A 20,026-nucleotide genomic window follows, 5' to 3' on the forward strand; every position below is an offset into this window, starting at 1 on the left:
CATTTTCTTTGTGGGTTTAATACCCCACCGTCTACACGGTGTTCAAAATTACTTGGGGTTAGAATCCCCATGTAATTTTCCTCCTGTCTCCTGTCTCCTGTCTCCTGTCTCCTGTCTCCTGTCTCCTTCTTCAACAATTATTTCTCCCTGTTGCCTGTTGCCTGTTGCCTGTTGCCTCTTTTCTAGAGATGTCTATTGTAGACCAATGAGATAGAGGCGGAGTTTCAATCAACGCTTTGCTCATTAAATCGTGAATTTTGCCATTAGTCGCTAAAATTTTACCCGAACTCATATCAAAAGGACTACCATTATAAGCTGTAACTTTACCCCCTGCTTCTTGCAACACCACTATACCTGCAGCAATATCCCAAGGAGACAAACCTCTTTCCCAGTAACCATCTGCACGACCACAAGCAATAGAACATAGATCCATAGAAGCACAACCAGAACGTCGTACACCTTGAGCTAGATAACATATTTGACAAAATTCTTTGTAGTTATTATCAGTAGTCTCCCGTCGGTCGTAAGCAAAACCCGTTATCGTCAAACTTCTTTCTAACGTAGTAGTCTGAGACACACTAACTGGTTTGCGGTTACAAGTTGCCCCCAAACCTTTAGCTGCACGAAAAAGTTCATCTAAAATCGGATTAAATACCACCCCCACCTGTGGTACCCCATCAATTAATAATCCTACCGAGGATGCTGAAAAAGGATATTGGTGAGCAAAATTAGTAGTACCATCCAAAGGGTCTATTGCCCATAGATATCTACTTGTTGTATCTCCCAACTCTCCCGACTCTTCAGCTAGAATGCCATGGTTTGGCAAATGTCGCTGTAAAACCTTGATGATCGCCTTTTCAGCAGCTTTGTCAGCTTCAGTTACCAAATTTACTGGACTGCCCTTTTCTTGAATATCTTGAAGATTGCCCCAATAAGACATCAACTCTGCACCACCAGCAAGAGCAGCTTCAGTGGCAATATCTAAGAAAACTTGTAATTGTTCTGCACTCATAAAAATAATTAACTTACATAATTAACAGGAAACCCCACCTTGATTAGCGAAATATTTTTGGAGGGTTGCTAACTCATCTCCATAACAACAATAACTTCTGACTTTTGACTTTTGACTTTATTAATTCTACTGTTTAAGATTTTCACGACGAAATTGTGCTGGAGTTTGACGCATTGGACGTTCTGGATTCCAGATACCTCGCCCCATCAGTCTAGCTTTTTCTTGGGCATTAGCAAGACGTTCTGTATACTTATTGTTAGGAAAATATGGCTCTGCCAAGGCCAAACCTTCTTCTGCCATATATTCATTAATTAATTTCCCATTCAGCCAAATATAAGCTAGTTGGCGATCAAATTTATCTTTTTTCTGGACATCAAACTCTAATAAAACTTCTTGCCCCAAGGTTAACTTTTCTAGTTGGGTTCTAGCTTCTTGTCCCCAAGGTTTTTGTCTGACATCTGGTGCCTGAATACCAATCAAGCGAATGGGTTCTAGTATAGGTACAGCAGCAGAACGGTCAGTTATCTCGATGGTTTGTCCACTAACAACCCTTTCTACTCTGATTATTTTGCCCGAGGGGGGATTTGAGTTTTGGCAGCCAGCGAAAAGTATCCAGGCTATAACTAGAAAAATGATTCTAATCTTCATCCAATGGCAATCCCGCTCTTACCTTTCCTTTGCCAAAATAGCGGCCAAATTGGAGTTCGTATACTTCATCTTCATCTTGTGTCTCTACAAGTAGGTCAGAACGAGCATAGCTGACACACAGAAGAGCATAACCCTGTTTTTGAAGTTCTAATGATAGTCCCATTGCTTCTGGTTGATAGAGTTGGCCAGATATAACTCTCACTGCACAAGTAGTACAAGCACCATTACGACAGGAGAATGGTAAATCTACTCCTTGGTTTTCAGCACTGTGGAGGATGTAGCGGTCTTCAGGAACCTGGACTGTATGATATGTATCTTTTTGGCGATCGTGTATGCGAATTTGGTGATTACGGGCCATAATAATTTGAGACTATAATTTATAGTTATTGCTGGCGATTTAGAAATTAAGTTTTAATTAATAAACTAAAACATGATTTAATATTTATCTTATGTTATTTAGGCCCAATATCCAATATAAAATTTTTTTGCCAGAAAGACTTGCAAAATTTAGAATAATTCTGCTACAATAGTATAATTGTGAGCAAATATAAAATTTAATACTTTTGCTTTTTGGAGAGGTGGCCGAGTGGTTTAAGGCGCAGCACTGGAAATGCTGTTATGGGGTGACTTATACGGGGGTTCGAATCCCCCCCTCTCCGTTCTATAAATTAACTTTCAGCAATTTCCTAAAAATCTTGCCCTGGTTTAATGGTTGAAATAAGTCGATTTAGCCTATCTTTTATATCCAGCAATAGGTTTCAGCAATTGATCAAACGTGAGGTACACGCAATACACGAAAACCAATAAGGTCAAGCGTGACACTGGGAAGATAGTAGCTGCGGTACGCAGAGCGACACCTCCTCGGAAGGTCGTACCAGGAGCCACCACGAAGGACTTTTGTAGTATTTTGATTACCTGATAGCCATGCACGACCATCATTGGGTGCGTCCTGATAATTATCCTGCCAATAATCTTCACACCATTCAAAAACATTGCCGTGCATATCGTATAAGCCAAAGAGATTAGCAACTTTGAAGTAACCCACTGGAGTGGTTTGTTCTCTATGTTCTCCCTTTGGACCTCTGCCATAGGAACCACTGTCAGTATTTTGATTAATCTCTCTATCTATTCCACAGTAGTTAGCTAAATTTGTAGTAATGGTTTCTCCAAAATGAAAAGGTGTAGTCGTTCTTGCACGACAAGCATATTCCCATTCTGCTTCACTGGGTAGGCGATATTCTCTCCCTGTGTTCTGGCTTAACCTAGCACAAAACTCTTTAGCGTCTAGCCATGAAACTTTCTCAACTGGGCGACTCCAACGCTTATAGTTTTCATAGTCATCTTTAAATCTTGAAGGGTCAGAATCAAGGTCACGTTCAATCTTTTCAGTAGTTTCAACAACCGTTTTCCACTGACCCTGAGTAATAGGATAACGTCCCATGTAAAATTCCGGCACTGTAACTTCATGTTGGGGGCTTTCCCTACTCCATCGCTCTAATTCATCTTCAGGGGAACCCATAAGGAACTTGCCTTCTGGAATCTTCACCATAGCCAGCTCAACATTATTGCCCAGGTCTTCGATATAGTATTCAGCCTGTTGCCTCTTCTTACGAATAGTTATCCTTACCATTAATTTGAATTATATCATGTCCAGTTGAATAATTATAATCAGGGCTAGTAGTATTGCTCTAGCCCTATCTATTTTAGAACCTATCCTACTATTGTTTGTTGAAACCCTTACATTGAGCTAATCGAAAAACCGTGAAATCCTTTAACTATAATTACTCCCTAATCTTACTACTCCAATCCCCCCCTTTTTAAGGGCTTTTAAGTCCCCCCCTTTTTAAGGGGGGTTAGGGGGGATCTAAAAGCCAGGTAACTCAAACAAACCAACTACAAACACCTACCATGCCAAAACTTAACGACTCCAACTTCCACCTCCCCTACAACCGCCAACTCGTCCCCATCGCCAAACAACTCCGTAAAAACCCCACTCCGGCAGAAAAAAAACTATGGCAAGATTTCCTCAGAACTTTTCCCCTGCGCGTGTTGAGACAGCGACCTATTAATAACTTTATTGTTGATTTCTATTGTGCTGCTCTTGGGTTAGTAATTGAAGTTGATGGGGATAGCCACTTTACGGAAGAGGGAAAAGCTTATGATGCTGAGAGGACTTCTGTTTTGGAGGGTTATGGGTTGCGGGTGGTTAGGTTTACTAATGTTGATGTTTTGCAAGAATTTGAGGGGGTTTGTTGGCAGTTGGAGGGTTTGATTGATGAGCTGAGAGATTGATTCCTCATAACACTCCTTGCGATCCCCCCTAACCCCCCTTGAAAAGGGGGGGACCGGAATGTGTCGGGATTTTGGTCAGGAGCAATAGTGCTAGCGCCGCTACAAGATCGCGCAGGGTTGCAGATATAACATCGCTCTTTTAATCAACAACTGATAACTCTTAAGACAACTTACTCTTGTTCCCCCCTTTCTAAGGGAGACAACTTACTCTTGTCCCCCCCTTTTCAAGGGGGGAACCGGAATGCGTCCGGATTTTGGTCAGGAGCAGAACCCGCAGGGTTGCAGATATAGCATCACTCTTTTAATAGACAACTGATAACTGTTAAGGCAACTTACTTTTTTCCCCCTTTCTAAGGCGGATTTGGTATTACTCTTGTCCCCCCTTAGAAAGGGGGGTTAGGGGGGATCGACACAGGCTTTGAGAAACCCACAACAAATCCCAACTCAACCACTCCCACTACTACCTCTCAATCGATCACTCCCCTACTTCAAATTTCCGATCAACAGCAGGGATTTTTTTCTGTTGACTTTACCTTGGGCTTCGATCCCCCCTAACCCTGAAAAGAGGGAGACCATAGTTTGGGAAAGAGCGATCGCTCTTTTCTCTGGCCAAAGACAGGACTCAAGAGGGTGAAAGAGGGGCTATTCAAGAGACACGCAATACACGAAAACCAATATAGTAGCTTGAGACAGCGGGAGAATGGAAGTGGCGGGACGTAGAGCAACACCACAAAGGCTTGAAGCGCCAGCAGCCGCCACGAAGGAGTTTTGTAGTTCTTTGATTACCCGATCGCCATGCACTACCATCATTGGGTGCCCCCTTATAATTCTCATGCCAATCATCTTCGCACCATTCATAAACATTACCGTGCATATCGTATAAGCCAAAAGCATTGGCCACTTCAAAACTACCTACAGGAGTTGTTTCTTGTCTATACTTACCTTTTGCCCCTTGACCATAACTGTAATTGCCGTCATAATTTGCTAAACCTGTAGTAATGGTTTCTCCAAAATGAAAAGGCGTAGTTGTTCCCCCACGACAAGCATATTCCCATTCAGCTTCACTGGGAAGCCGATAGTTTCTCCCCGTATATTTGGACAGTCTGGCACAAAATTCTACTGCATCGTACCAAGACACTGTTTCCACAGGTCGATTATTTCCTTTAAAATATGAGGGGTTAGAGTCAAGGTCACGTTCAATTTTCGGCACATTATTAACAATGGCTTTCCATTGAGCTTGAGTAATGGGATAGCGACCCATGAGAAAAGCTGAAACATTCACTTCATGTTGAGGACTTGCAAATGTAGCGCGTCGGAATTCATTTGAACCCATGATAAACTTTCCTGCGGGAATTTCCACCAGTTCAAGTTTAATTCCATCGCCCAAGTTTTCAACAATACCAGTAACTCGTCGGCGTTGTTTTTTGATTACCCATCTATTTCCCAATAATTTCAACCATCCTGAACGTCTTTTTTCCAACGTTGCCACATCAAACTCAAACGTTACAGTTTTCTCAACCTCAATCAAGGCAACGTCAAAGGTATCAATTTCAATTTGAGGTTCTGGTGTCACTTCTCCAGTTTCCCCCATTGTTGAACCTGAAACACCGGAAATATTCTGGGCAACTTCACGGGCAAATTCGGCATATTCTCCCCCTAGATTTTCCAATACTTCAACAGCAACTTGGGCAAAAGGTAAAACTTTCTCCCGGTCTTCCTCCTCATATTGAGGCAATAACGCCAACAACGCCCGAAAACTACGAATAGGTCGGTCAATTTTTTCAGCTATGTAACGAGAAATAGCATCCAGAACGGCTGTAGTTTCATTGCGTCCCATTGCCTGATTCAACTCTTGCCGGACACCGGGAAAAAATTCATAGATTTGTTCTTGACCATTAGAGTCAGTTGCAGCAAGCAAACCTCCCATATAAACTTCTGCCACATGAACTGGGTTAGCTTCTGGTAATAGATTTTTGCGAATCAAGTTAACCACAGATAAATTTACGGGAGCTGCTGCCATCATTCCTGCCAGTCGTTGAGCAGTAATAGAAGTTGTTGCCAGAAATTGCCTCACCCTAGTTGTGGTTGAAAGTTCCGTTATAGATTCGGGTTGCTCAGGTTGATCGTAATATTGTTCCTCGACAAATTTTAAATCAAATAAAAATGTAGGTACTCGTGCATTACTTGCTCCCGACACTACCCGACACCAACTTTTCAACAGTTCATGTTCCGGCAGAATAACTGGTAAAACCAAAGCATTTTTCCAGTCTATAGGTATCCAAGCGGGTAGATTTTCCAACATCAGACGGGGGTTAGCAACTCCTGGTGTAATAGTAGTACCAAATAATTTTCTTCCCGCTCCCAGTTGGGTACTATCCCAAAGATATTCGGGGAACAATTGTAGCACTGTAGTAGGGCTTTTCTCTGACCACACTTTTAACCATTTGTGAATGGTGGCATTTTGCCAAACCGCAGAGGTACAGTCACTCACGAAAATAACTACCCCCCGTTGGTTAGGATGAATCAATTCACGGTGACTATGTTCACGTTGCCTGGGTTTTCCACTGCTATCTCGCCGGACTAATTTTAATTTGCTATTTGAACTGAGCAAACTCCAGACTCGCACATTTCTAAATGCTCCTTGAGTTTCAAAGATTTGTTGTAGCTCATTAACAGTCTCTCTCCAAATAAAAGCCGAACTAGACTCTTCTACCACCAATTCTAAATCAAGCCAGCGTTCAGGTTCTGGTTTAGTCACAGGCAACCACACATCCTGCTCGGCAATTAAATTCACGGTTGCTTCTTCATCTAGTGCTTTTCCTGTGATAGAGGGAACTTTCCGCATCAGAGGGCGCAGCGCACGGCCTAATTCCAGTACATTCAGGAGAGCTGCTGCTGCTGGAGCTTGAAAAGATAAACCTTTGACTGGAGGTTGTTCGGGAGTTTGAAAACTTGATTCTTCAGTGATTACTGAAACAATGGGTTCTCTGTCAGTTACAGATTCTTGGGGTTCGCCTTCCTCAAATTTGATCGGCAGAAGTTGTTCGGGTTCTGGTTTTTGCTCCTGCTTTTGTTGAGTCTCTACCGTACCCATTTGTAAAGCTAACCAGATACTATCGGCAATATCTTCATTGCTGAGTTCCAGACGTTTTAACATTCCGGTTTGATCGAGTCGGTCTATCAAACGTTCAATGGTACGATGAAAACTAGAATCACTCATCCCTTAATCCTCATCGTCAACTCTTCCTAAATCTTGGAAAAGTTGCTGCACTAATTTATCCTCTGTAGCAGGAATGCGACCCTCTGTTACCATGAAAATTGCATTGAGTAACTGGTCAGTTGCCAGGGTTCCCTCCTCTCGTCGGTCAATAAAATCTTCAATCAGCTTTTGGATTTTTTCCTGTTCAGCAGTATCATTATTAAAATGAGCAGTAACAATTTTGGTCAATTCCTCTTTTGTGGGAGATTTCATCCTTAAGCGCAAACACCGCCGTAAAAAAGGTGCAGGAAAATCTCTCTCTCCGTTACTGGTCATTACCACAAAAGGGAAAGCGGTGCAAGTTATCCGCCCATTCTCAACCTCCGCCTCCATCTCAGAGGCTGTCTTTTCCTCAGTTGCGTCAGTGTAAGCAGTACGCACCGTTACCTTGTCTACCTCTTTCTTAATTCTCACCAATTCCGGAATTTCAAAAGACCCTTCTTCTAGAATAGCCAGTAGGTTGTTGGGTAGGTCAATGTCGCTTTTATCAATCTCATCTATCAGGAGAACGCGAGGATATTTTGAGGGCAGCAAACTTGTCCCTAAAGACCCAAGAGTTATATATTTTTCAATCTGTTGAATTTGTTCTCGACGTTGCTCTGGGGAAAGAGTTTGATTATTTTGGTTTTCCTGTTGTTTAGCTTCCTGCAACCGACCGATAGCATCATAACTGTATAGTCCCTCTTTCAAGGTAGTGCGGGTAGTAATTGGCCAGTAAAGCACTTCTCCCAGTTTCAGTTGTCGAGCTACAGCATAAGCGAGGGAAGATTTACCCGTTCCTGGTTTTCCCGTGATTAGTAGCGGTCGCCTCAAGTATAATGCAGCGTTAATCATTTTTACCTCATCAGGACGCACCTGAAAAGTTTCACCCCGTCGTTTCAGGCGACTTTCACCAGGTTTCCTCTTTTGACCAAAGGGTCGCCAACTGGGAGGCGGTGGCAAATTTTCGATGCCATCGTGAGGTTCTATGTTTTGTTTAAAAATTTCCCAATCACTCATTTTTAGTAGAAAAGATTATGGAACTTCAAAGTCTTCCTTTTTAAGGGGGATTTAGGGGGATCGTCAATGTACCTAATAACTGTGGGAATTGTTATAGTTTTGTTCAGAATAATTAACTGTAAATTTATTACTGATAACTGATAACTGATTAAGGCATCCTCAGTTGTTGAACAGGTGGTACAAGATTAGGGTCATCCCAGAGTAATGATAAGTGATTGCCAATATGCGTGTCAACCTCTGCTTCCCAAGCTTCATAACGTTTGGCTTTTATAGCTTCAGGTAACTTTGACCAACAGTTACAAGTTTGACATACACCTTTGAGCGCCTCGCAACAATCAAGATTTTCTGCTTCTGACCTCATCCACAGTGCCACAGGAATTCCGGCGTAGTAAAAGGCTTCCATAATTGATTCTCGTTTCTCTGCTTGCAGCATTTCTGTTAATCTTACTGCAAGCACGTTATTAGGATGAATTTGTTTGAAAAACCTCTTAACATTGCTAATGCCTGAAGGATGAAAAATATTAGCTGCTTGTTCGCCCTGTATGCTGGCTAGCGATCGCCACTTTTCCTCAAACTTACCTACATAAGGATTAGATTTTTGTGATAACTTAAGGCGTTCGGAAAACCTCACGGTTACTTCACATTCTGTCCCCAATAGATTTTGGTAATCCTCAGGTACATTCTCATCACTCAAATATTGATCTACTGGCTTGATATCTCGGTCAATTAACTTGTAAGGCAGAAACATTGAAATTTTTTTCAGGTTAGAATTACAACGGGACGGAACATCAGCCCAAAATAACTGTAGTAATTCAGTTAAATTTTTAGCTTTTTTTGACTCCGAGGTAGTTTTTTGACTAATTATAGTCCCTTTCTCATTGATCAGGATATCTTCTTCGTCAATTAAAGAATGACAACCTTGAGCATTTTCGGGCGTATAATTTCGTGCATCTTCAATTAGCCATGCCTTCACTAAAAACGTACTACTCTTTTCAATTGCCCCTACTAATAAACAAGTTTCTTGTTCTCCCACTTGAAATGGTTGCTGATTTTTGATCGCCTTCTCTTTTCTTAAAGCACCCATCAAATTTTGATGATTTTGCAAGTAACTTTCTAACCATTTTTCTAGTTCCTGGCAAAGTTTAGGAAGAGTTTCTAAATCCTGGAGATGCAGTAGTAAAAAACAAATAAATCTCTCCAGTAAAGAATAATTCTCCTTCATCCAGTTATCCAAATTTTGAATCATCTCCCTCAAAGATTCGGGAAACTCGTGTAGAGATTTCCCAGAACTCAGAGGAATAGAATTTTCTGGCAAAGATTGGTAGTAAGCATAACGTATCTCATCACTTAGAAAATAATTCTCGAGGATAGCGATCGCCTGTTGTATCCTGCCATCAACCTGACAAACATTGGCCAAATCCCCCACTTCCAGCAGCAAGTCCGTCGGGATCATAAAGGCTACCTTAGCTTCAGGACGTTCCTGGTCTGCTTTTACTGCCATACCGACAACACCCTGAAGTCTTTCGTCCCAGATAGCAGTTCCACTAAACCCTCCCTCCAAACGAAGTCCTGTCTCTGTAGTGCCCTCAAGTTGGATAAGACCTTGGCCTACTCGTTCTCTCAATTCTCCTTTAGCCCATTCCCCATCACTCCCTTCTTTTGGGAAACCTAATGCTCTAAACTTATTGTTCCAAAGACTTTGATTTCCGATTTTAATTAGGTTAATTGGTTTAGCACCTCGAGGAAGTAGACCGGGATTTACTACTTTTAATACTGCAATATCTTGTACATTTTCATCATTATTTCGAGGCTGCCAAAAAGCCACTTTTGTCTGAAGTTTTTGACCTATCTTACCTTTGGTAAAAATAGGAAAATTAACTTCAATAATTTGGTGAGGTATTTCTTTCTGCCTCATAATTTTTTTGGCAGTTTCTGAAGTAGAAGCTAAACAGTAAGCCACTACATGGGCACAAGTTAAAATATACTCAGTAGAAACCAAAAACCCAGAACCAGCGACACCACCTCCAAGCTTAAAAACCCGAACAACAGCTAATTCTAAACCCATAGAACCTTATCCAATAGAGAGCTTCCCTAGTCAGCTTTACTCACCGTGTTGTTCCATTTCAGAGTAATTTCATAGTTAACCTCTGCGCTTCCTGATGCAATAATAGCTCCCAGTTCGCCACTCATTTTTACCCCAAATTTAACCTCTACAGCATCCGCAGGTTTGTTTAAATCCTAGACCTTTTTAATAATTGCGTTGGCCACAGGCTTAATACTAGAAAAAGCCTTTCCTAGTGTTTGTTTAGCTTGTTGAGCGACCTCATCCCCAATTCCAATTAAATCTTTATCTTCATCGCTACCTACTGGTAGTTTTTCGTCCACTTCCATGTAGACAAAGGACTGTTCATCATCATCTAACTGAAATTTAACCAATCGTGCCACTATTTAGTCTCCTGTCAGTAAAGTTTATTTTATCATTTTCTTTGTGGGTTTAATACCCCACCGTCTACACGGTGTTCAAAATTACTTGGGGTTAGAATCCCCATGTAATTTTCCTCCTGTCTCCTGTCTCCTGTCTCCTGTCTCCTTCTTCAAATTATATATTCTTTTGCCAAAATTAGAGGAATCGGCAGCAAGTTTCACCGAGTCATGTGAGCAAAATGTTCCATTAACATTCGATGAATAAAAATGTAGCCACCACCTACTTTCTGAACAAATATTCTGTCTGTTTCCCTCTTCCGTCTTCAGGTTTCTCTAATCAAACAGTCTAAATTCTTCAAACACAACAGAAAAACCATCCCCATCAGGAGAAGCACACATTAAACCGACTTGCAACTCATTTGCCGTAGTCAAATAACCCAGTCTCAACAAACTATAACTCTCTCCATCCAGAGAATATTCTACTTCCAGCGTTTCTCCACTCCGCTTTAACCGCAACCAAATACTTTCGGGGTTTTCCGACAACCACACTACTGACCAGTCAGAATATTCTCTAGTCACCACAGCACTCGCTTGTTGCACGCCATTTACAAATTCAATGCCACATTTTACCCAAGTCTTTTCATCCAAACGCACCATTAAACCTGCTTGGTCGTATAATGCTTGATATTCACCAGTAATTTTGACTTGAGCGGTAAAGTCACCTGTAATATTCTGATAATAAAAATGACCGTTATCGCGAATAAAACCATAGTGAGTCACTCGCCAAAAATCTGTCTTTGCACCTGTGGTAACTTGAATTACTCCATTTTGGTCGCTCCAGACAGGGGGTTGGTTATACCATTGCATTACATTTGTTGGGGTTGGTGAATTTATTGGTGTTGGTGAGGAAATACTCAACATACCACCATTCATAATATCTTGATATGAAATTTGCCACCCTGACGCGGGTTGACCATTGAGTAAATATGGTTCTGGATGATTACCTTTTTGAATAACAAAATCTTTGCCATTATCCAAATGTATAGTTGCTTGAGAAAAATGTAGATATCCCAAATCAAACATTGGCGTACCCGGAGTCACCTGATATAAACCCAAAGCACTGAGAATATACCAAGCTGACATTTGTCCGCAGTCTTCATTGCCTATGATGCCATCTGGTGTAGCTTTGTACATTGTGGTAAGTATTTGTTTGACATAAGCACGAGTCAGATCGTTGCGATCAACAAAATTGAAAAGATAGCAGATGTGATGACTGGGTTCATTCCCGTGAGCATATTGTCCAATTAATCCTGTAATATCGGGTAGTTCATTTCCTTGACTACTATCCAGGGAAAATAGTTTTTCCAGTTGTGCTAAAAATGCTGACTTCCCACCCATGAGTTGAATTAAGTCGGGAATATTGTGAGGTACAAACCAGGTATATTGCCAGGAGTTACCCTCAATAAAAGGAGACTCCCATGCTGCTGCAAAGGGATCGAAATTATCCCAACTACTATCCCTACGTTTGGGGCGCATTAATTTTTGACTCGCGTCGAATACTTGACGGTATGCGAGGGAGCGTTTTTCATAACTTTCTGCCAGACTAATATTTCCAAAAATTCTGGCAAACTGAGCGATCGCCCAGTCATTATAGGCAAATTCTAGAGTCCGCGATACTGACCAATTAACATTAACGTCTGAGGGAACAAAACCATAATTACGATAGGCATTTAATTCTGGTTCTTCTCTATTCATAGTGTCGATCGCTGCTCCCAATGCCCACCAATTATCATAGTTCCTCAAACCTTTGGTAAAAGCATCTACAATAACACTAATAGCATGACGACCAACCATTGTTTTAACATCTTTTTCTCCTAGTTTCCACTTTGGTAGGGAACCCACTTGGTCGTAATGTATCAACATAGATTTGATATATTCATTGGTTTCTGAGGGTTCTAAAATAGTCATCAATGGGTGGAGAGCGCGAAATGTATCCCATAAAGAAAATAGGGTGTAGTTAGTAAAACCTCGGGCGGTATGAATGCGTCCATCTGCTCCCCGAAACCGTTTGTCTACATCCATATATATATGTGGAGCTTTGTAAGTATGGTAGAGAGCAGTGTAGAAAATGATTTTATCTGTTTCGTTTTTAGTGTCAATATCAATTTTTGCCAGTTTATCACGCCAGAGTTCTTTGCTGGAGTCAACTGTTTCGTAAAATTGCCAGGTGGGAATTTCTTTGGCGAGGTTTCTTTGCGCTCCATTAATGTCTACTGCGGAAATACCAATGCGTACTTTGAGATGAGAAATTTGCCCTAATTCCAAATATGATTGAATATGTTTGTTATTAGCACTTTTGAGTTGATTCAGATTTTTTCCATCGGTGGAAATATATATTTTTTGCAGTGGTTTATCTATTTTGATATAAAAATAAATTCGTTGTTCCGGCGACCAACTTTGACTGATGCGACTGCCAACAATGGTGTATTGGTCTAATACTTTGAGACTAGCAGAGAGAGTGTTTTCGTCTCGACGATGAACTAAGTCTATGAGCAGGTTAACTTTAGCATTTTCGGGAAAAGTGTAGTAGTGGAAACCACTCCGTTGTTTAGCTGTGAGTTCGACTTGTATTCCTGAGTTTAATTTGACTTTGTAGTAAGCAGGAGAAGCTGTTTCCGAATTTTTATCAAAGCGTTCCCGATAACCTGATTCTGGGTTTTCCAGAGTTCCCGGTTCGAGTATCATAGTACCAATTTTTGGCAAAATCAGAATATCCCCATAGTCTGCAATACCCGTACCGCTGAGGTGAGTGTGGGAAAAACCGAAAATACTGCGATCGCTATCATAATATCCGGAACTGGCATCCCACCCTTCTACTCTGGTATCGGGACCAAGTACAACAAAACCATTGGGAACGCTTGCCCCTGGGTGGGTGTGACCATGACCTCCCGTACCTATTAGGGGGTTGACATATTTGAGGTTGTTTGAAGTTGCTTTGTTTATATTGATCATAAGTTGGGGAAGGAAGTAGCAAGAAAAATAAAGTTATACCGTTTCTTATCTTAATAGTATTGCTACATAGTTGAGTCGATGAAACTGAGCAAAAATTCCTATTGCGACATCCGCAACAAAACCACAGACACTGAAAATTCCCCATGGAACTGAGTAAAAACTCCTATTGCGACATTCGCAACAAAACCATAGGCACTGAAAATTCCCCATGGAACTGAGTAAAAACTCCTATTTGTAATTCTACAGACATAATCGCCTCTGATCATATTTGTTAAAGTCCCGGTAATAAATCAATTTGCTATTATAACAACTATCTGAATTTTTAATCGACAGTTAAATTAATATCATCAAAACTTGGATAGCTTTTGTAGAATGCGTTAATGAAATGTAATATCATGTCCGGATGATTAATTATAATAAAAATGTTCAACTGAAGCTATCTTGAAGGAATATCCCATTCGGAGACATATATTTATAAGTATTTAACCAGGACATGATATAACTTGACCATTACTATACAGGATTACCTAACTTGCTACCACCTTTACAACAATGTTTGCATAATTTCGTCAATATTACGAGCATAAATTTGTTGAGCGTATTCCTGCCCATACTCTTCTGAAGTAAGGGGTAGTCTGGTTAGTGTTGCTTGTTGAACCAATTCCATCAGTGGACGACGCAAACGTTCATACTTACTAAACGCAGCTTCTATAGCAGCTATATCATCCCACTGATTTTGCTTACCAATTTCAGCCACCAATGTTGCCATGACAGCAGCATCTTCCAGTCCTTGGTTAGCACCTTGAGCCATAAATGGTGGCATTCCATGGGCAGCATCCCCCGCCAATACAACCCTCCCTATATTCCACTTTGGTTGCTCTGACCCAGAAACAGTGGCACGGTGAAGATAATACGGACGTGACAGAATCTGCTCTGGGGAGGATAAAGCCACCAACTGCTGAATCATTTCTGGAAAGTTAGCTTTTTTCAACTCTTTTAGGGCAATATTAATTAATTCTTTTCCTGACTTTCCTGCTAATAATTCTAAAGGTAAAGCTGCGTGGATTAGATATCCAAATTGACCTGGTTGACGGGAAAATAAGATCATTTCGGTGGTTTCGTTTATTATAGAATCTTTGGATATTTGGTCATTCATGATCGTTACTATTCGCGAATTCTGAAGAAACTGCTCCTGAATTTCCTGTGACAGTGTTTCTGGAATCTCATTCGCTCCCCCACTGCTAATAGCAGCAATACCTGAATATTCTGGTTTTCTATATGCACTATATGGAGTATCTTTGTAGATTACCTGACGCACCGTAGAATTAATCCCATCTGCTGCAATCAATAGTTTAGCCCGGATTGAGATAATTTCCGATTGTGGTAATGGGGAGGAACTTAGAGTGCTAGTTTGATCGTCTTGCTGTTTATTTTCCCAGTGAGAATAAGGGTTAGCTTCTACCCCCTGATTAGAAATAAAATCAGCTCGAACACATTTCAATTCTGGCTCGGCAACTACATTAACACAACGGTGATTAATTTTGAGGCGATCGCTTGGTAATCGCATTCTCAATTGAGTCTGTAAATTGTACCAAGAAATTGATACTCGACCTTCCCCGTACTTATCAAACCATTCATCATATTTCAGGACAAATGAACGGATTTTTTCCCCGTTGACATTTCGGGTTGTCCATTCTGGCGAAGGCTGATTCTTTTTGGATTCACTTTCCGGGTTAGGTTCTGGTGGGTTGTTGAATGTTTGACCAGTTTCTTTAATATTTTCGTAAGCTTGCCTATCAATATATTTAACTGCTTTTAAGCCATTTGGTAAAAGATCGACTCTCTGACCAACTTTACGGAAAGCTCGAGTTTGGTCGAGGACAATAATATTTTCGATCCCACGTTGGCGTAGACCGAGGGCAGTTGCTAATCCCACTGGTCCCGCACCAACGATTGCTACATCATAGTCAATTTTTGGACTGGAGTTTTCTGATTTCATAGATTGATGTGAATAATGACTAGAAAAAGTATACAACAATTGTAAGAGTCCCTTTATTCAAAAAAAAAGAGAGATTTTCCAAGGGAGGAACTACTCAAAAGTATTTTTGATAAAGTTGTTTTCTTGTGTAAATAGGACTTATATCATGTTCCGTTGAATACTTATACAGGACTTACTGAGGAGTCAGGAGTCAGAAGTCAGGAGGGAAGAAAGGAGGAAAGAAGAAAAGTCAAGATAATTTCAGTATTTCTTCGGTACTGTCAGTTCTTAAATTTTATTTATAACTGACCCGTCCGCAATTCGTAGCTCCCCTGGAGGAGGAACGTGATATTATACCAAGCGTGAAAAAAGAATGTTACGAATAATAAGCGTGATTAAAAGACTTTTTTGGAGATGTCCCTTTGACAAAAAAGATAATTTATATCATGTCCGGTAGCATCGGTATTGTATAGAAAAGGTAGGCAACAGGCAACAGATCATCTGGCAACAGGCAACAAACAGGAAGGTAATTGAGCAAGAAAAAAACTTAAATTTCCTGTAAATATCCACGCTAACTTTTACACAAACGATACCAACGGACATGATATTATGCCCGAAAAAAAGGTATTAAAGCCGTTCCCATACGACTCCTGACTCCTGAGAAATATCCTAGCTATTTCTAGCAAACATTTATCAATTTGGTATTACGCATGAAGTAGGAAAAACTAGGATTTGAGATTGCTTTCCGTTCCGGACTGCTGCGCAAACCCTATCGGTCGCTTCGGACGAAAATACATTGCAGGTGCGTAAGTCCTAGTAAATTGTCAACTAATATCATGTCCAGATAAGAGCGCGATCAAAAAACTTTCTCCTTCTCGTCTTCTTTTTTCCCTCCGGAATTGGTGAATCAAGGGATGAAACTTTTGGGAGAAGTTCAATAATGGATAATTGATAATTACCTCTCCCTAAAAGGAAGAGGATTGAATAAAAGGAAAATATTTTCTCTCTTGGTCGATTGGAGGACAGCGAGGAGACCCGTTCTTACAGACCCGCTCCGAAGATCGCCATCCCACCCTACGGGAAGCTGCGAAGAGAGAACTCCGTTCCGCTGTCGCGAACGACCGCTTGTTTCTCCTTTAAAGGAGAGGATTTTTACCTTAATTATTCGGTAAATCCAATTGAATGTTTTTACACTTCCTATGTTTCCCAGTCTAAAATTCATCCTGCACTCTATACAACGCTTTCCCTCCTCAATTATGACTCCTGACTCCTCTGTCATTTATTTATAACTGTTTAACCGGACATGGTACAAGTCATTACTCCATTTCTGTCGGTGGTATTTCTGTATTATTTCTCTGCCTCAACTTTCGATGCAAAGTTTTCACCCCTGATAATAGTAACCCAATCACTACAAATACGAGGAAAGCTGCGAACACTGGTACAGAAATCGCCAAAATTGACAACACCGAGGAACTTAATAACTCCATTGTGGAAACTCCAGGATTGGCAAATCCTCCGGTGAGAGTTGTAGATGCTAATCTGGTCACATCTGTTAAACCTTGCACTGTTCCCGCAGCACCCCCTCCCACGACCGCAGCGATCGTCCACTGTAGCATTGGACTCATGTCACTCACAAATGAACTTGTGATGATTGTACCTGCGATAACTGCTGTTGGAGTGGCGACAATATCTAGTAGTTCATCTACCCAAGGAATATAGTAAGCTGCAACTTCTAAAAATGCACCAACTCCGAAAGCTACTGTTGCTTGTGGGGTGCCCATCCAGGCAAAATCAGAAGATATTTGTAAATTTCCTGACTGTGCTGCAATACTCATTACTAAAGGAGGTACAAATATGCGAAAACCACAAGCTGCACTTAAACCTACACCTAGACAAATACCTAATAAAGTTTCCATAATTTTATTCCTAATTTTTCCTCATAAAAACTGTTAATTTTGCTGGTGGTTATTTAATAATTATTCATTACTTCAATATTTTTTCTGCTGATTGCAGATGTATAAATATATATTATCAAGATTGACAAATTATCTTTTAATGTTAATGTTGAAAACTATTTTTAAACTCAATATAAATACCGCACTGTTCAAGATGGTAAGGTACAGTTTTATAGCAGAAGGAAGAAGGCTTTAGTTATCTAGGAGAGAAAGAAAAATCTTGCGTTGTCTGAGTTTTAAGCTTTTGATATCTCAAATATAGTAATGGCGACTGCTATACATTAATCTTTATTTTCTCTTCCCTGTTGCCTATTATACCATTTTCCAACAAGAATGTTACGAATAATTTGAGTAATTAAAAGACTTTTTTGGAGATCCACTTTTGACTAAAAAGATAAGTTCCGACCTAAAAAATAATATCAAAGCCATTCATTCTGTACCTCACCAATCCGAAGGCTCCTCTACCTGACTCCTGACTCCCTTCCTGAGAGGGGTTAGGGGTGGGTTGACTCCTAAGAAATAGCCTAGCTATTTGTAGCAAATATTTATCAGACTGGTATTATCCCATAATTTTCATCTCATGCTGTATAAATAATCATCCTAATTGTTTCCTTTGCATATCAGTCAAGATGATAAAAATTTGACATAGCATTTTAAATATGATATTTAAATATAATTTTGATTGATCACCTAAAAACATCATAATATCAAGAATTTGAAAATAAAGATTGACATAAAAGAAGATATATGATATAAAGAAGTCTAAATTCATCAACCTCTTTGATGATAGTGATAGGTATGATTAAGCGCGATCGCTAATTATCTTAGATCGGTGTAAAGTTTTACTTGAATTGAATCTTGGAATAACTAGGGGAAAGTAAGCAATCATTCTCAAAAACCACAACTATCTATTCATAAAACACAAAAAAATGTTTATTATAAATTTACCAAGCTTGAAAAAAACAGACAGAATAACGCTTTTAATCGCAATATATTAAAGACTCAACATATTAACATAAATTAATTGTGGAGACAGATGATAATGATAGGGCATTCATTAGAAATAGACGATCTAAAAAAAATTAATAGCCCGAAAAAAATAGTAGCTTTGTTTAACAAACTTGGCTATAATTTACAACTGGGAAATTTAGAGATTGAACAGCTAGAATTACCAACTTCTTGCAGTGGATTTATTGATAATGTTTACAAAATTCATAGCGATGAAGAAGGTAGTTTAGAAATATTTTTGTTGGAGTTGCTACAAGCAGAATTTCAAACAAACCGTAAACTTCAAGAAAAAATAATAACTATTTCCCAAAATATCCCTAAAAGCAAAAAAAAAAATTACTCATTTGTACAAAAAACTATCATCAGTTAGTAATAGTTGCTCTTCAGACAATAGAAAATATAAGTATCACAATTAAATGGTGGTTAATTGACTGTAAAAATCCTACTTATTATGATACTTACTGGCTAGAAAATATAATCCGAAATGATTGGGAATCTACAGAAGAATTTACCAATAAAGAACCTGCTGAACGTAGCTACGACCAAGATTTAGAACCGCCAACCGCAACATTTACTGAAGATTCCATTCAACTTTATCACAAAGAAATTAATAAAATACCTCGCTTGCGTGCTGAGGAAGAAATTAATTTAGCTCATCAAATTGATGAATTATCAGCTTTAGAACAAATTCGTGAAAATTTAGAGAAACAACTCAAGCGATCGCCTAATGAAACAGAATGGGCGACAGCTGCAAAAATCAGTACATCAGAATTGCGCGATCGCCTCCAGCAAGGTAGACAGGCAAAAAATAAAATGGTCACAGCTAATCTGCGACTGGTGACATCAATTGCCAAACGATATCAAAACCGTGGATTAGACTTCCAAGATTTACTCCAAGAAGGTAGTTTAGGATTAATTCGTGCCACAGAAAAATTTGACCATACAAAAGGCTATAAATTTTCTACTTATGGTATTTGGTGGATTAGACAAGCTATTACTAGAGCTATTTGTGACTATTCTCGGATCATTCGCTTACCAGTTTATCTCTATGAAACCATTTCCCAAATTAAGAAAACAGTTAAACAGATGTCAATGGAACGTTGTCTGCTTACTGCTGAAGAAGTCGCTACACGCATGGAAATGACCACAGAGAAATTACGATTTATTGTAGAATGCGCTCAAGAAACGTTATCTTTAGAGATTCCTATAGGCAAAGGAGAAAATACCATCTATAAGGAAGTGATCGAATTTGATGGAGAAACACCAGCAAAATATGTCTTTGAAAATTGCCTACAAGAAGATGTAGAAACTGTTCTGGCGTATCAAATCCCCTATCAGCTTCAGCCCGATCCCCCACTGGCGATCGCTCCCGTCTTTACTAAAGATAATGCCCTGACCAGTGTCGCCAGTGCCGACGACAATACCTTACTGGCAACGGC

Annotated in this window: 14 protein-coding genes, 1 tRNA gene and 1 pseudogene; 4 read left to right on the forward strand and 12 right to left on the reverse strand. The window is 40.0% G+C overall.

The window, feature by feature from the left end; genetic code table 11:
- Positions 1-130: 130 nt before the first annotated feature.
- From F6K13_RS01845 to F6K13_RS01855, 3 genes are all read right to left on the reverse strand, one after another.
- Positions 131-1,012 carry an inositol monophosphatase family protein gene (locus F6K13_RS01845; protein ID WP_124143590.1) on the reverse strand — a complete coding sequence of 294 codons (882 nt, stop codon included), beginning with the start codon at positions 1,010-1,012 and terminating at the stop codon, positions 131-133.
- 126 nt (positions 1,013-1,138) lie between these two features.
- Complete coding sequence (locus F6K13_RS01850) at positions 1,139-1,660, reverse strand: thermonuclease family protein (protein WP_124143589.1); 522 nt, start codon at positions 1,658-1,660, stop codon at positions 1,139-1,141.
- Positions 1,650-2,018 (reverse strand): 2Fe-2S iron-sulfur cluster-binding protein, encoded by a 369-nt coding sequence (locus F6K13_RS01855; protein WP_124143588.1) that lies wholly within the window; start codon positions 2,016-2,018, stop codon positions 1,650-1,652. Before F6K13_RS01855 ends, F6K13_RS01850 begins: the two co-directional genes overlap by 11 nt.
- A 214-nt stretch (positions 2,019-2,232) precedes the next feature.
- On the opposite strand from F6K13_RS01855, the gene F6K13_RS01860 reads away from it, so the two are divergent.
- Positions 2,233-2,319: transfer RNA gene (locus F6K13_RS01860), tRNA-Ser, on the forward strand.
- 110 nt (positions 2,320-2,429) lie between these two features.
- Here the strand turns inward: F6K13_RS01860 and F6K13_RS01865 are convergent.
- On the reverse strand, positions 2,430-3,290 hold the full coding sequence (locus F6K13_RS01865) for a formylglycine-generating enzyme family protein (RefSeq protein ID WP_124143587.1): 861 nt from the start codon (positions 3,288-3,290) through the stop codon (positions 2,430-2,432).
- 278 nt (positions 3,291-3,568) lie between these two features.
- Between F6K13_RS01865 and F6K13_RS01870 the strand changes: the two genes are divergently transcribed.
- Positions 3,569-3,952, forward strand: a complete 384-nt coding sequence (locus F6K13_RS01870; protein ID WP_124143586.1) for an endonuclease domain-containing protein — start codon at positions 3,569-3,571, stop codon at positions 3,950-3,952.
- A 646-nt stretch (positions 3,953-4,598) separates the two neighbouring features.
- Here F6K13_RS01870 and F6K13_RS34840 read toward each other — a convergent pair.
- The 8 genes and pseudogenes from F6K13_RS34840 to F6K13_RS01915 all read right to left on the reverse strand — a co-directional run bounded on the left by F6K13_RS34840 (position 4,599) and on the right by F6K13_RS01915 (position 17,540).
- Positions 4,599-7,172, reverse strand: coding sequence for a formylglycine-generating enzyme family protein (locus F6K13_RS34840; RefSeq protein ID WP_124143585.1), 2,574 nt, complete (start codon positions 7,170-7,172; stop codon positions 4,599-4,601).
- Positions 7,173-7,175: 3 nt separating this feature from the next.
- Entirely contained in the window at positions 7,176-8,210 is a 1,035-nt protein-coding gene (locus tag F6K13_RS01885) for a MoxR family ATPase (protein ID WP_124143584.1), read from the reverse strand.
- A gap of 148 nt (positions 8,211-8,358) precedes the next feature.
- Positions 8,359-10,275, reverse strand: a complete 1,917-nt coding sequence (locus F6K13_RS01890) for a trypsin-like peptidase domain-containing protein (RefSeq protein WP_124143583.1) — start codon at positions 10,273-10,275, stop codon at positions 8,359-8,361.
- Between the two features lie 26 nt (positions 10,276-10,301).
- A pseudogene (locus F6K13_RS01895) lies at positions 10,302-10,427 on the reverse strand (CU044_2847 family protein); the annotation flags it as partial.
- Positions 10,428-10,448: 21 nt separating this feature from the next.
- Entirely contained in the window at positions 10,449-10,655 is a 207-nt protein-coding gene (locus F6K13_RS01900) for a hypothetical protein (RefSeq protein WP_205127252.1), read from the reverse strand.
- A 312-nt stretch (positions 10,656-10,967) separates the two neighbouring features.
- Entirely contained in the window at positions 10,968-13,646 is a 2,679-nt protein-coding gene (locus F6K13_RS01905; protein ID WP_124143582.1) for a GH92 family glycosyl hydrolase, read from the reverse strand.
- A gap of 544 nt (positions 13,647-14,190) precedes the next feature.
- Positions 14,191-15,645 (reverse strand): NAD(P)/FAD-dependent oxidoreductase, encoded by a 1,455-nt coding sequence (locus F6K13_RS01910; RefSeq protein ID WP_124143581.1) that lies wholly within the window; start codon positions 15,643-15,645, stop codon positions 14,191-14,193.
- 1,295 nt (positions 15,646-16,940) lie between these two features.
- Positions 16,941-17,540 carry a DUF4126 domain-containing protein gene (locus F6K13_RS01915; RefSeq protein WP_124143580.1) on the reverse strand — a complete coding sequence of 200 codons (600 nt, stop codon included), beginning with the start codon at positions 17,538-17,540 and terminating at the stop codon, positions 16,941-16,943.
- Positions 17,541-18,621: 1,081 nt separating this feature from the next.
- Between F6K13_RS01915 and F6K13_RS01920 the strand changes: the two genes are divergently transcribed.
- Together F6K13_RS01920 and F6K13_RS01925 are read left to right on the forward strand one after the other, a co-directional pair.
- Positions 18,622-18,957 (forward strand): hypothetical protein, encoded by a 336-nt coding sequence (locus F6K13_RS01920; protein ID WP_124143579.1) that lies wholly within the window; start codon positions 18,622-18,624, stop codon positions 18,955-18,957.
- Between the two features lie 245 nt (positions 18,958-19,202).
- Positions 19,203-20,026, forward strand: an 824-nt coding sequence (locus F6K13_RS01925) for a sigma-70 family RNA polymerase sigma factor (protein WP_375340649.1), incomplete at its 3' end; no start/stop codon positions are given.

Origin of the sequence: Okeania sp. SIO2B9, assembly GCF_010672505.1 — a bacterium.
GTDB lineage: Bacteria > Cyanobacteriota > Cyanobacteriia > Cyanobacteriales > Microcoleaceae > Okeania > Okeania hirsuta.